This is a genomic window from Francisella uliginis (assembly GCF_001895265.1).
Taxonomy (GTDB): domain Bacteria; phylum Pseudomonadota; class Gammaproteobacteria; order Francisellales; family Francisellaceae; genus Francisella; species Francisella uliginis.
In genome coordinates this window covers 1,592,077-1,606,675 of the sequence record NZ_CP016796.1, presented here as the reverse complement: position 1 = coordinate 1,606,675, position 14,599 = coordinate 1,592,077, and the positions used below count along the sequence as shown (strand labels likewise).

Genomic DNA, 14,599 nt, shown 5'->3' with positions numbered 1-14,599 from the left:
GTATTTGTGAATATAATTGAAATAAATAATTATTAAAAGGATTCTCATGCATATAAGTGAACGTAGAAAATGGTATATTGGTTTAGGCATTTTCGTAATAATAGTTTTAATATCTCTTTCTTTGTTTCATGCTTCGATATGGTTTAGTATTGGCTTTATTGCAATTTTAGTAATAATCGCTGGATATGATCTTTCGCAAAAAAAGCATTCAATTTTAAGAAACTTCCCAATACTTGGACATATTCGTTATATTTTAGAGTTTTTACGTCCGGAAATTCAACAGTATTTTATTGCAGATAATGAAAGTGAGAAACCTTTTAATAGAGAACAACGTTCTACTATTTATCGTCGTGCCAAAGGGGTTAATGATACAGGAGCCTTTGGTACAGAGAAAGATATCTATAAAATAGGATATGAGTGGGTGACACATTCACTAGCACCCAAGCATTTAGGTGAAGTTGAAACTCGAGTTAAGTTTGGTGGTCCTGATTGTAAACAACCATATATGGCATCACATCTGAATATTTCTTCGATGAGTTTTGGAGCATTATCTGGTAATGCTATTATGGCTTTAAATAAAGGAGCAGAGCTTGGAGGCTTTTGTCATAGTACTGGTGAAGGTGGTTTGACAGACTACCATTTACAAGGCGGTGATCTTGTATATCAAGTTGGTACAGGATACTTTAGTTGTCGTACTGAAGATGGTAGATTTTCACCAGAGAAGTTTGCTGAAAAAGCAACCTTAGATAATGTCAAAATGATAGAAATTAAACTATCTCAAGGTGCCAAGCCATCTCATGGAGGTGTTTTACCAGCTGCTAAGATTACACCTGAGATTGCTAAAATTAGAGGTGTACCTATGGGTCAGGATGTATTATCTCCTCCTGGACATAGTGCTTTTTCGACGCCAAAAGAGTTTTGCTATTTTATTAAAGAGCTTAGAGATCTATCAGGAGGAAAGCCTGTAGGATTTAAATTGTGTATTGGTAGCCATGTTGAATTTCTTTCTATATGTAAAGCGATACTGGAGACTGGTATAAAACCAGATTTTATAACAGTTGATGGTGCAGATGGTGGGACGGGAGCCGCTCCTGTAGAGTTTGCTAATCATATAGGTATGCCTCTAGAAGATAGTGTAGTCTTTGTTCATAATGCATTAGTTGGATGTGGAATACGTGATGATATTCGTATTGTAGCAAGTAGTAAAGTTGCTTCAGGTTTCGATATGGTGAGATTATTTGCTATGGGTGCAGATACTTGTAACTCAGCTAGAGCTATGATGTTGACTGTTGGTTGTATTCAGTCTCGTCAATGTAACAACAATACTTGTCCTGTTGGTGTGGCTACTCAAAACCCACGTTTAGAGAAAGCTCTAGTTGTAGATGAGAAAAAACATCGTGTTCATAACTTCCATAAAGCAACTATTAAATCATGTGCTGAGATTATTGGAGCTATGGGCTTAACCTCTGCTAAGGATGTTGGTCCTGAAAATCTAAAAAAACGTATATCTGTAAATGAAGTTAAATCATATGTTGATTTATATGACTTTATCCCTGAGAACTGTTTAGTCGAAGGAAATATTCCAAAAAGTTTCCAAAGATCATGGGAGAAAGCACAAGCATCTTCATTTTAAATAATCTAATCATATACAAAGTATTTTGTTAAAATACTTTGTATAAATATTCTTATCTAAGAAAAATGTCACTATATACCTATCCGTCAAATAAGCTAGAGTATTTGGTTAGAGTTTTATCTAAGCTATTAGATCTTGAAGAAAAAGATTTATTTACACCAACACAATTAATAGTTGGTAGCCGTGGTATGCAACATTGGTTGAGTATGCAGTTAGCAGAAACGCGTAATATTGCTATGAATCTCAAGTATGACATGATTAATGGTTATATTTTAGATATTTGCTATGAGCTAACTAATAAATATGAGTATAAAAAAGCATATACGAAAGATATACTAACTTGGCGAGTTTTTAAGCATTTGGATGATATTGGTAATGATAAGCTTAAAGAATATTATAAAAATAGTGATCTAAAAAAATATCAATTATCAGCAAAAATAGCTGAAGTTTTTTCAAAATATCTAGCTTATCGTACTGATTGGTTAGAAGCTTGGGAACAGAATAAATTTATAAATCCTGTTAAAGAAGAGACTGATGAGCTTTGGCAAATGCAACTCTGGCAAAGACTGGTTACAGAAGCTCCAGCAACACCACATAAAATACAAGCCCAAGCATTAGAATTATTAAGTAAAGAAAGTTTAAAAAATATAAAAGTTCCTAATAGCATCTATATTTTTGGGATAAATAGTATTTCAAAGAAAAATCTTAATTTTATATTTGCATTAGCTAAGCATATTGATGTGAATATTTTGTATATTAATCCATGTAGTGAATATTGGTATGATTTAAAGAAAGATAAAGTTTCTGCTTGGTTAGATAATGATGATTATGAAATACAGCCTCTTTTAGCAAACTTAGGTCAGCAGGGCAAAGAATTTTTTAATGAGTTATTAGATAATGAAGAAAAGAATGAGTTAGCAGTATTTGAGAAGTTTGATAAGGATTATTTGAATTTTGAAAAACTTGAAGATAATAATCAAAGCCAACTAGTTAGTCTACAACGAAATTTACTTGAACTTAATTGTCAAAATTATGCACAGCAAAAAGATACTTCAATAACTATTAACTCTTGTCATAGTCCACTTAGAGAAGTGCAAGTTTTGCACGATAGGCTTTTGGATATGATAAAGGATAACCCAGATATTAAACCTCGCGATATTTTGGTAATGTGTCCAAATATTGAGGATTATTCACCATATATTGATAGTGTATTTTCGAGGTATGCTGAAGATAAAAAGCTACCATGTTCAATAGCAGATAGAACGTTACTTGACTCGGAACCATTAGCTGCTAGTTTTATAGAACTTCTACAGTTGCCAGAGAGTGATTTTGAGGTTAATAAAATATTAGATTACTTATCAGTTCCAGCAATACAGCATAAATTTAAAATCTCAAATGAACAGTTAGAAACTATACGCTATTGGTTAAAAGAGGCGTGTATCCATCATAGTAATGATGGTGAGACATTCTCATGGAGCTGGGGGCTAAAGAGGCTAATGCTTGGATTTAGCTATAGTGATGAAAACTATATTATTGATGATAGCTTGATGACTGTACCTATTATCGAGGGTAGTGAGGTAGCTGAATTAGGTGGGCTATATGAGTTATTAGAGCTTTTAGCAGCATACTCAGAGGAATTGCTTGAGACAAGAAGCCTTGAGGATTGGCATACTTATCTTTTAGAGATGTTTGATAATGTTTTTGATATCACACAAGAAGAGCAATACATAGCTAAAAAAATAAAGGATATTATAGCTAAGACAATTGAGACTGCTAAAGAAATATCTGCTGATATACTTATTGATTTATATACTATTAGATATTGTTTAATCTCACAGTTATCTGAGCCAATTATTAATAACCACTTTCTTAATGGAAAAGTTACTTTCTGCTCAATGACGCCAATGCGAAGTATTCCTTTTAAAGTTGTGGCGATGCTTGGTTTGAACAATGGTAAATTTCCACGCCAAGAGTCAGCAATCAGTTTTGATTTAATGGCAAGGCTAGGAAGAAGAGCTTGTGATAGAACTAAACGAGATGATGATAGATACTTATTCTTAGAAGCAATATTATCAGCACGAGATTATTTATATTTTAGTTATCTTGGTAGAAGTGTTAAGACTAATGTTGAGCAACAGCCTAGCTTAGTTCTTAAAGAGTTAATTAGTTATTTGAGAGCAAATTATAATTGGTATACATTTGATGATGAAATTAAAGACAAACAGAAACCGAAATCTGAAAGAAAGAATATAGTTAGTGATATAAAAGAGTATCCATTACATGCTTTTAGTCCAAAATGCTATTCCGACGAGTACAGAAGTTATGATAATGCGTGGCTTAATTTATTACAGGCAGAGCCTAAGGTTTTTTTTGATTCTAGTAGGTCACTGAGTACTTCGACTCCGCTCAGTGACCTTGTTCAGGGTGACAGTTGTAGTAAATTACCACAAAGTCTAACAGTATCTAAATTACTTAAGATTTTTGAAAATCCTTTAAAAGCTTATGCAAACTATAGTTTAGACTTATATCTTGAAGATAATTTTGAAGAGCTAGAAGATAGCGAGCCTTTTGATATGGATAATCTTGAGAAGCATAGTTTAAAGCAAGACTTATTTGATGTTTTAAGAGATGGTGGAGATACAAATAAAACAAAAAAGGTTGCAAAATTAAGTGGTAAATTTCCAGATTCTGTATTAACTAATGATGAGATTGCTTTAGAAGTTGAAAATATTCAAAAACTATTAGATTCGATGGATTTGGCAAGTTATGAGAGTAAATATTTTCAAAAAGAAATACTTGGGTTAGAGTTAGAGACAAACTGTTATATTAATGGTAATCAAGTCTTACTATATACAACTTCTACTTTTAGTATAAAACATAAGTTTGAGTTATATTTGACAGCCTTATTAGTAGCATATCATGAGCAAAAAGATATTTTTGCTATTTATCATTATTTGGATAAGAATAAAAAGACAGATACTTTTGAATTACCTCAAATTTTATACTCTAATGCAAAAGAGAAATTAGGGTATTATGTCAGAAATGCTATGCAAATAGTAGACCAACCAAAGCTTGTTTACTTATCTTTAGCAGAGGCTTTACTAGCTGATGGAGAGAGTTATGGTAAGAAATATAAAAAGTCAGATAAACAAAAACAAGAGGCTTGGAATAAAGTTATTTCAGATGAAAATAATTATAAGTCACTTGATAAAGATAAGTATTTTAAGCTTTTTTATAATGAGTTTCCAAAAGTTGAGGATTTTGAAGGGGAAGAAATTTATAGAGATTTTTTTGAGGTTATAAATGAAAATTAAAGATAGATTTCGCAAAACACCGCCACTATATAAGAATATATACATCAGCTTTGAAATTGCTATAGCAGCATGTATATGTTTTCTATTTGGCTTTTATGTGTCGGATGTATTACATAGTGGTCAGTCAATTATTGGTGGTTTTTGGTGTTTGATTACAGTCTCTACAATCTTGCAGTTAAGTATAGAGGATTCTTACTCAGCAGCCTTTCAGATATTGGTTGGGTCAGTAGTTGGGGGAGTTACAGCTTTTATTTTTACATCGATCTTTGGGTATTATTATTTAGTTATGATTTTTGCTGTTGCCATTAGTGTTTTTATTACAGCAGGGATTGGTCTTGAGAATGCTGTGAAAATGAGTAGTGCAAATGCTGGCGTAATTGTTGCTTTAGGATTATATCAACCTAGTTACTCGCCATTTGTAAATACTGGCTTGAGATTGATAGAGACTTTTAGCGGTACTGCAATAGCGTTATTTTTTATATTTATTAGTCGAATTTTTAAGGTAAGATCTGACGAATGAAAAATTTAGATGCAGATAAAATAACCCTACAAGGTCGCCATATTATTGAGGCAAGTGCTGGTACTGGTAAGACCTTTAATATCACTAAGCTATATATCAGACTTTTGTTAGAGAAAAAGCTACTACCTAGCAATATTCTTGTGATGACATTTACCAAAGATGCAACCCAAGAGATTATTGGTAGGGTTGAGGGCGAGATTAGAAATGTATTAGCTAGCTATACGGATGAGAAAAAAGAATCTGATAGTGAAAATTATAAACATTTAAAACGAGCATTACTTGAGATCGATGAAGCAGCTATATTTACAATACATGGTTTTTGTAAAAAAGTCTTGAGTGAACAAGCTTTTGCTAGTGGTATGGAGATGGATGTCTCTATGGAGGTTGATACTTCTGATATTTTGCAAAAGGTTGTTGAGGATTTTTTTAGAAAGCATATCAATAAAAATAAAACTAACTTTGGGTATCTCAAAGCATATAATCTTCACACGCCAGAGAAGTTTTTAGATAGAAATGGTTTATTGAATATTATTAGATCTAATCATCAAATAGTTGTCGATAAACCTATTAGTCTAGATGAATTTAATATCCGTAAAAAACAGCAACTAGATATTTTTATTAATAATCAAGATATTGTTGATGACTTTTTATCTAAATTAGGAAAATGTGAGCCTGAAGGAAAGCGTGTAGAAGAATATCATAAAATTTTAGATTGGTTAAAACTAGATAATGAAACATCATTTCCAGATGATATATCTATAATTACAAATGGTAATAAGATTAAAGGAGTTAAAGTAAAACCAATATTTGTTGGAGTCAAGGAGCTAAAAGAATTACAACTAGAAATTAGACAGCAAAAATCAGCTCAATTTATTAAAGAAATATGCCTAAAAATCCGTCAAGATTTTGCAAAAGCTAAAGAGCAAAAGGGTGTTCTAGATTTTGATGATTTAATTGCGAAGCTTCGTCAAAGTGTTAAAAAATCTCCAGATTTAGTAAAAACTTTACAAATACAATATCCTGTAGCTCTTATTGATGAGTTCCAAGATACAGATGCTCAGCAGTATGAGATCTTGGATACTATTTATCCTTTGAAAAATATTAGTCATCCCGATCTAGCTGACAACAGTCATTCCGGACTTGATCCGGAACCCCTCAAAGATGGGGATAATAGTGAGACTCTGTGCTTCGACTCCGCTCAGCAAACGGTTCAGGATAACAGTAAGCTATTGCTGCTAATGATAGGCGATCCTAAACAGGCTATTTATGGTTTTAGAGGTGGGGATATCTTTACATATCTAAAAGCTAAAGCTAGTTGCCCAGAAGAAAATAAGTGGAGTATGGATACTAACTGGCGCTCAACTGGCGAGATGATAAAAGCCTATAATCGTCTTTTTTATAAAGAGGATTATGAATCTAAGGATGAGGGAAAGCTTGGAGAAGATATTTTTAGTAAAGGTATTGGATATCAGATAGTTAAAGCATCACCGAAGGCAAATGAAAAAGCTAGAGATTTTGAAGATGGTTTAAAACCAATGAACTATTTCTATTATGATATTGAACAAGATGATAAAAAGCCTGATATTGATAACAAATTATCAGCATGGACTGCTAATGAGATTGTCAGGTTATTAAACTCTAAAAAAGTAGCAGAAAATGATATTGCTATACTGGTTGAAAATGGTACTCAAGCTAGAGAAATCCAGCAAGCTTTGAGTAATAAAAAATTAAGTTCAGTTTATCTAAGTCAAAGAGATAATGTCTATCATAGTCAAGAAGCCACAGAAATATTAGCTGTAATGGAAGGAATTCATGAGTTTGAGAGTAAATCATTACTTAAAAAAGCGTTATCAACTAGTCTTTTAGGCGGTAGTGCTGATAAATTTATAAAATATACAGACGATGATATTTCAGCATGGGATGAGGAAATAGAAAAAGCTAAAAGTCTACGCATGAAATGGCATAAGTATGGTTTTATGGCTTTTATAATGCAACTAATTCATGAAAGTTTTAGTCAAAGAGATGCTTCAAAAGAAAGGACTATCACAAATATATTACACCTAGCAGAGCTTATAAAAGTTGCTGAGAATAAATATAAACATCCGAATCAACTTATTAAATGGTATCGTCAGCAGATTAAAAGTTCATCAACAGCAGAAGGCGAGCTTAGACTAGAAAGTGATGATAATCTTATCAAAATAATTACAATACATGGATCAAAAGGACTTGAGTATTCAGTTGTGTTTATACCGTTTGCAAGCTATATAAGTTCTAAAAAACTTAACTTAAATAATGCTAATAAATATTACGATGATAACCTAAAACAAACTGTTTATAAAATTGGTAAAGATGATACGACTAAAAAGCTAGTTGAGCAAGAAACTATACAAGAGCTAATGAGACTATTCTATGTTGCAGTAACTCGTGCTGAGCATAGATGTTATATTGGAGTAGCTAAATACTCTAATAGTGAGAATTCATCTCTAGCACAGTTTTTAGGATATGAGAAAGATAATGATTGGCGAGAAAAAGTACAAAAGATTACAGCTGATTCAGATAATCAAAGTTTACTTTTAGAGATAAATAATTTTGAAAGCTTAGAACTGAAAAATATAAATAAAACTGAAGTTAATCAGCATCTTAAAGCTAATGATATAGAAAAATTAAAAGATGATAATTGGGAGATGTTATCTTTCTCAAAAATATCTAAATCAAAAGCACAAAATACAGCTTTAGAAAAAGAAAATGATGAGTCAGAAGATAATGAAGTTCAAGAACCACAAGATGAGTTAGCGTTTAGATTTACAGCTGTAAAAGGGGCTGATATAGGTAATATATTACATAATGTTTTAGAGCATACTGATTTTAGTACAGGTCTAGTTGATGATACTCTCTTGCAAGAGCAAATGGATTGGTATAGGGTAGTTGCTGCAGAAGATTTTGATAATTTAAAAGCTTGGTTAGAAGAGTGTTTAGTTGCAGAGATTAGGCCTATAAAAAATAGTAACACCTCAGAATTTGGTTCAAGATTGCTAAACTCTAATGAAGATATTCAATATAGCTTATTTGATAATAGCGGTGAGGTGCCAAAACAATCAAAGTATAATGCCTATGATAAAAGCTTTTGCTTAAAAGATATTCCAAACTCAAAAACTCTCAAAGAAGCAGAATTCTACTTTCCTATTACTAATGAGCAACTCTATAAAAATAATATTATTAAGATCTTAGAAGAATATCGTAATAGCTCAATAATGGTTGATGAATTAAGTAATTATAAAATCTTTGGTATGCTACATGGTTTTATAGATTTGATTTTTGAATATGATGGTAAGTTTTACGTTGCCGATTATAAATCAAATTATCTTGGAGATAAATTAGAAGACTATAATCAACAAGCTATGCAGGAGAAAAACCAAAGTAGTTTTTATGATTTACAGTATCTAATATATAGTGTTGCATTAAATAAATATTTAAAACAAAATATTCCAAATTATAATTTTGAGAAACATTTTGGTGGTGTATATTATTTCTATTTACGTGGTATGAAAAATGGTTATGGAATATACCAAGCTAGTCCATCTTTTAAAATTATTAGTAAATTATCTAATTTATTAGATGGAGGTCCTAATGTATAAGACTTTCCATAAAGCTAAAGAGAGGTTAGCAAATATACAAGCTGTAGATTTTTTCTTTGCTAAGGATGTATTGGCTTTATTTAGGAAACAAAATTTAGGTCAGCAAATAAAAATTAATCGTCATTCCGGACTTGATCCGGAATCTTTAAAAGATAGTCAAGATCAGAAAAGTAATAAGATCCTGAAACAAGTTCAGGATGACAGTTGGTGTATTGATAATAATTCATTAGATATGGTGCTATTTCATTTACTAATGGAGCTTATGTCAGCTTATAGTTATGGACATAGTTGTATTAAGATAAAAGACTTAGCAGATAAAACTATTTTTGCTTCTGAGGAAGGTGATGAAGAGTTAAAAGAAGGGTATAAGCTACCTAGTTATAAAGAGCTTATAGATATTTTGGACTCTATAGATTATACCAAGCTACCTATTTATTTTGCTAAAGAGTTTGATTCTTTATATATCAAAAGACTCTGGTGTTATGAGAAAGAAATTGCAGAATTTATTAGACAAAAAACTAGTAAAAACATAGCTTGCTGTGATAATGTTAAACTTAATGAGATTGTATCTAGACTGTTTGAAACTACTGAAGAGATAGATTATCAAAAACAAGCTGTTTTAAATAGCTTTAACTATGACTTTAGCATAATTTCTGGAGGACCTGGAACAGGTAAAACAACTACTGTAGCAAAGTTACTATTAGCTATGCAAATGTTTAATGATAAACAGCAGAAAATAGCGCTTTTAGCACCGACAGGTAAAGCAGCACAGCGGATGACAGAATCGTTAAGGAAAACTTTGGCTAGTGGTTTAGATCTTTCAGTTATTCCCGAATTTAGTCAGGATTCTCTTAGCTATTTAAAAGAATTAGAAGCCCAAACAATACATCGCTTTTTAGGCTTACGACCAAATTCAAAATATATTAAGTATCATAAAGAAGCAAAAGCTCCTTATGATGTGATTATTGTCGATGAAGCATCTATGCTAGATATAAATATTTTCATCAAACTTATACGAGTCATTAGTGAAAATACTAAATTAATATTATTAGGTGATATTAATCAATTACCATCAGTAGAAGTAGGAAGCCTTTTAGCAAGCTTAACTATTGATATAACTGGAAATATACCAAAATATACAACCAAGCTTCTAAAGAACTATCGTTCACAGCAAAATATAAATAACCTTGCAAATAGTGTATTGATGGGTGAGGTTTTACAAGCAGAGCATGAAGGTGAAAATATTAACTTTTATGATTCAAAAGATATGGATAAGCTCCTCAAAAGTTATGCAAATAAATATAAAGCTTTAGAGAAATGTAGCGGTTACAAAGAAGCTTTAGGAATTTTAAGTAAATTTAGAATATTAGTAGCAAATAAAAATCTAGATATTGGTACAGATAGGCTAAACCAGAAGATTGAAAAATTATTAGGTAAAACAATAGATTCTAACTATAAAGCCAGACCTATTATGATAACGCAAAATAGCTATTCATTAGGTTTGTTTAATGGAGATATTGGCATTATTTGGCCAGACTCAAGTGGTAAGCTTCGAGCATATTTTGATGGTAAAGATGATAGGGTGTTTTCTTTGAATATGCTTCCTAATTATGAAACAGTATATGCAATGACAATTCATAAAACTCAAGGCTCAGAGTTCGATGAGGTAGCTATTATATTACCTGATAATGATAATGAAGCTTTAACAAAGCAACTTATATACACAGCGATAACTAGAGCTAAGAGAAAATCGGACATAGTTAGCCAATTAAAGATATTCAATAAAGTTATAAAAAAATCAGTAACTAGAAATTCAAATATACAACATCTAATAGAGTGAGAATTTACTTATTCATCTTGTAAATTATTTTTAAACCATGAAGTAATAAGTCTGAGATAATCAGATCAAAGTATTTTTCGCTTTCAAATAAGTGAGCATAACCACCTGTAGCTATTAATACAGGAGAGCTTTTGGAAAAACTTTCATTAGATATACGACTAACTATTTCTTTGATGGCACCCAATTGTCCATAGACTAAACCAGATTGGATTTGTGAGATAGTTGTCTTACCAAGAGCAGAGTCAGGTTTTGATATTGTGACATCAGATAGTTTTGCTGTCTTTCTAGATAAGCTATCCATTGATAGGCTAATTCCAGGTAAGATCGCACCACCAATATAAGCTTTGTTATCTGAGATAGCACAGATAGTAGTAGCAGTACCAAAATCAACGATAATAATATTTTTTGCAGGAAAATGCGACATTGCTGCAACTGAATTTGCTACACGGTCTGCACCTAAATCTAGCGGGTTTTTAATACTAAGTTTGAGTCCTGTTTTTATTCCAGGTTTTAGCTCAAGAGGAGTGATTCCTAAATACTTTTTGCATGCAGAGTTAACAGAATACTCTAAATGAGGAACTACTGAAGATAGCACAACTGCTTCAATATCTTCGATATCTAGCTTTTTTCTTTCAAAAAATGAAAGTAAAAATATGCCTAAAGTATCAGAAGTACATGGTGTAGTTGAGGGATATCTAAAGTTATATTTGATCTCATCACCTATAAAAACTCCACCAAATATATGTGTATTTCCGATATCAATGCATACTATCATATTTTATTCTCCGTGTTTTAAATCAACTAGCCTTGGCTCAAGTGTTTCTTTGCTAGGATTAATCTGTGCATATGAGATTATAAAAAGTTGATCTCCTATTTCACATTTTCTCGCAGCTGGGCCGTTTAGCGCGATAGTTTTACTATTAGCTTGTCCTTTTATTACATATGTTTCTAGGCGTTCACCATTGTTTAGATTTACAACCTGAACCTTCTCATTTTCTACAATATCAGCTTGTTTCATTATCTCACTATCGATAGTTATACTTCCAACATAAAATAGATCTTTACCTGTTACTGTAGCATATGAGATTTTTGATTTTAACATTGAAATTAGCATGATGGTCCTGTCTCCTTTAAAAAATTATCAATTAAACGTACTTTATTGACATAAAATGCTAAAAAGATTCTTTTATCTACTTCTTTTATATATTCTGGTCTTGCTCCTGTAGCTTCAATTTTCTTACTGAGATCTTCTAAGTTAGAAAAATTATCTTGTTTTATGATGTTGTAGATCACTTTAGTAATCTCGATATCCGAGGTTGATAGGTTTTTGTTTCTTGAGCTAAGAGGCAGTCCAAAGTCTTCTCTAACTATTGAACAACCAATTACCTTAGTATCAATAAAAAAATCTTTTATAAGTTGCCTAATTAAAGCTAGTTGCTGATAGTCTTTTTCACCTAAATATAAATTATTCGGCTTAACTATTTGTAAAAGTTTTAGAACTACAGTTAACATACCACTAAAATGTCCAGGGCGTGCTTTACCCTCTAAAATATCAGCTATTTCAATATTAGGTAGTATCTTAAGAGAATCGCCATCTGGATAGATATCTTTTTGATTAGGATTAAATAATATATCTACCTCTAGAGACTCTAGTATTTTTATATCTTGCTCTAAATTATTAGGGTAAGTTTGAAAATCATACTCATTATTAAATTGTGTCGGATTTACAAAAATACTAACTATAACTAAATCATTTTCTGCTTGAGCTTTTTTAATTAAGCTAATATGACCACTATGTAAAGTACCCATAGTAGGAACAAAACCAATCTTTTTCTCGCTACTAAAGCTAGACCTTACTAGCTGAAAATTTTCAATATTATTAGCTATAATCATAAGTGTGCTCCTTACTTGGGAAAATACCTGCTTTTGTTTCTTCAACATAAGAGTTAATCGCTTTATTAAAAGCTTGAGATGCATCCATATATTTCTTTACAAATTTAGGTTGAAAATCATTGTTCATTCCTAGCATATCCTGCAAGACAATAACTTGACCATCAGTATCTGAACCAGCGCCTATACCTATTGTTGGGATATTTAAAGCTTGTGTTATTTTCTTAGCAACTTTAGCAGGGATACATTCTAATACTATTGAAAAACATCCAGCTTCTTCTAGTTGTTTTGCCTCATTTAGTAGTTTTATAGCAGCAACTTCAGTTTTACCTTGGACTTTAAATCCACCTAAACCATTTATGAATTGTGGAGTTAAGCCAATATGACCCATTACAGGAACACCAGAATCAACAATATATCTTATAGTATCTAAATTACCAGCTGCACCCTCTAATTTGACTGCTTGGGCACCTGAGTGTATCAGAGTTGCTACAGATTGTATTGTTATCTCAAGTGACTGTCTATAGCTTATAAATGGTAAATCAGCAATTATAAGCTTATTTTTAGCTCCTTGAGCTACTGCTTTTGTCATAAATTGCATATCAGATAAAGTAGTATGAGTAGTATTTTCTTTACCAAGCAAAACCATACCACCACTATCACCAACAAGAATACAATCAATGTCAGTATTGTTGATAATATTCGCAAAAGAGTAATCATAACATGTAATCATGGATATTTTTTGCTGCTTTATTTTAGCTTTTTCGAAGTCTAAAATTGATTTCATATTTTATCCTTAGTTGTAAATTGATTAACAATAGTCTTAAAGAAGTTATAAAAATCATCATCTTTCAGAGCTTCAAGATCTTTTTGTAAAGTTACCTTATCTCCTCTTGAAATCGGTCCAGATATGGCATGATGATCTTGCTTGATGTTTTTAAATGTCCTATCTAAGTAAGGAATTAGATGAGTTTTGTTAATGTTGAAGCGAGACTCCATTTCAGTACAAAACTTTTTCCAGATTAAAGCTGTAACATTATTCGCTAGAACACACATTGCGTGATAATAAGGCTTTTCTTCTTTATCTATAGAGAAAGACGGATTAGGTAGTCCAGGTAAAAGTTTACTAAACTTTATATCTTTATTATCTATAATAAATGGGACAGATTTATATACTTCTAGTGTGTATAAGCATTTATCAGGAAAGCTCTGTAGTGGATGAGCACCAATTGCATTCTCAATGCTTAGCGCGCCAGAGAAATGGACGATAATTAAAGAGTCTAAGTTGTTAGAAAGATTATTTTCTATGAAACTCTCTATTTGATCATCTTTAATTAAAACTAAAACATGAGTAGCTCTATCGAGTAGATTATTTAATCTAGATATATCTTCTTTACGAGACCATTGTTCAAAATCTAATTTTAAACATTCGAAATAGTAGCATATGTGAGATGCTACATTGCCGTCGCCGACAATTACATACTTAGGTACCTGTTGCATAAATCAAGTCCATTTTTTTAAATTAATTCTTTAACTATTATTGCCTATAAAATTAGGTCAATATCGATGCTAATCATAAGTACTGTTACCTGATAATGTATACAGTCTCATTTTCACAACGTGAATTTATATCATATGGTTAGTTTGATGACAATGTTTTTAATACCAACAATAAGAGATTTATATTTTATTTTATCTAAAATATTTGATTGATTTTGCCTTATGCAAAGTAATTAAATAGTATAAAATATCCCTTATAAAATAACT

The 14,599-nt window shown here is 31.4% G+C and carries 10 protein-coding genes; 5 read left to right on the top strand and 5 right to left on the bottom strand.

The annotated features are described in order from the left end of the window. Window positions 1-46 precede the first annotated feature (46 nt). The 5 genes from F7310_RS07490 (at window position 47) to recD (ending at window position 10,942) form a co-directional block, all read left to right on the top strand. Window positions 47-1,633 (top strand): FMN-binding glutamate synthase family protein, encoded by a 1,587-nt coding sequence (locus F7310_RS07490; RefSeq protein WP_072712923.1) that lies wholly within the window; start codon window positions 47-49, stop codon window positions 1,631-1,633. 65 nt (window positions 1,634-1,698) lie between these two features. Beyond that, window positions 1,699-4,947 (top strand): exodeoxyribonuclease V subunit gamma, encoded by a 3,249-nt coding sequence (recC, locus tag F7310_RS07485; protein ID WP_072712921.1) that lies wholly within the window; start codon window positions 1,699-1,701, stop codon window positions 4,945-4,947. Continuing rightward, window positions 4,937-5,467 carry an FUSC family protein gene (locus tag F7310_RS07480; RefSeq protein ID WP_072712920.1) on the top strand — a complete coding sequence of 177 codons (531 nt, stop codon included), beginning with the start codon at window positions 4,937-4,939 and terminating at the stop codon, window positions 5,465-5,467. Before recC ends, F7310_RS07480 begins: the two co-directional genes overlap by 11 nt. Next, window positions 5,464-9,102 (top strand): UvrD-helicase domain-containing protein, encoded by a 3,639-nt coding sequence (locus F7310_RS07475; RefSeq protein WP_072712918.1) that lies wholly within the window; start codon window positions 5,464-5,466, stop codon window positions 9,100-9,102. The genes F7310_RS07480 and F7310_RS07475 overlap by 4 nt, the downstream gene beginning before the upstream one ends. Beyond that, window positions 9,095-10,942 (top strand): exodeoxyribonuclease V subunit alpha, encoded by a 1,848-nt coding sequence (recD, locus tag F7310_RS07470; RefSeq protein WP_072712917.1) that lies wholly within the window; start codon window positions 9,095-9,097, stop codon window positions 10,940-10,942. Before F7310_RS07475 ends, recD begins: the two co-directional genes overlap by 8 nt. A 4-nt stretch (window positions 10,943-10,946) precedes the next feature. Here recD and F7310_RS07465 read toward each other — a convergent pair whose 3' ends face one another. Genes F7310_RS07465 through F7310_RS07445 form a run of 5 tightly spaced genes read right to left on the bottom strand, consistent with a single transcriptional unit; the run spans window position 10,947 to window position 14,332 of the window. Continuing rightward, window positions 10,947-11,717, bottom strand: coding sequence for a type III pantothenate kinase (locus tag F7310_RS07465; protein WP_072712915.1), 771 nt, complete (start codon window positions 11,715-11,717; stop codon window positions 10,947-10,949). A 3-nt stretch (window positions 11,718-11,720) separates the two neighbouring features. Further along, window positions 11,721-12,056, bottom strand: a complete 336-nt coding sequence (gene panD, locus F7310_RS07460; RefSeq protein WP_072712914.1) for an aspartate 1-decarboxylase — start codon at window positions 12,054-12,056, stop codon at window positions 11,721-11,723. Further along, window positions 12,050-12,835, bottom strand: coding sequence for a pantoate--beta-alanine ligase (gene panC / locus F7310_RS07455; protein WP_072712912.1), 786 nt, complete (start codon window positions 12,833-12,835; stop codon window positions 12,050-12,052). The genes panD and panC overlap by 7 nt, the downstream gene beginning before the upstream one ends. After that, window positions 12,822-13,619 (bottom strand): 3-methyl-2-oxobutanoate hydroxymethyltransferase, encoded by a 798-nt coding sequence (gene panB, locus F7310_RS07450; protein ID WP_072712911.1) that lies wholly within the window; start codon window positions 13,617-13,619, stop codon window positions 12,822-12,824. The genes panC and panB overlap by 14 nt, the downstream gene beginning before the upstream one ends. Next, window positions 13,616-14,332 carry a DUF2520 domain-containing protein gene (locus F7310_RS07445; RefSeq protein WP_072712909.1) on the bottom strand — a complete coding sequence of 239 codons (717 nt, stop codon included), beginning with the start codon at window positions 14,330-14,332 and terminating at the stop codon, window positions 13,616-13,618. Before F7310_RS07445 ends, panB begins: the two co-directional genes overlap by 4 nt. Window positions 14,333-14,599 lie beyond the last annotated feature (267 nt).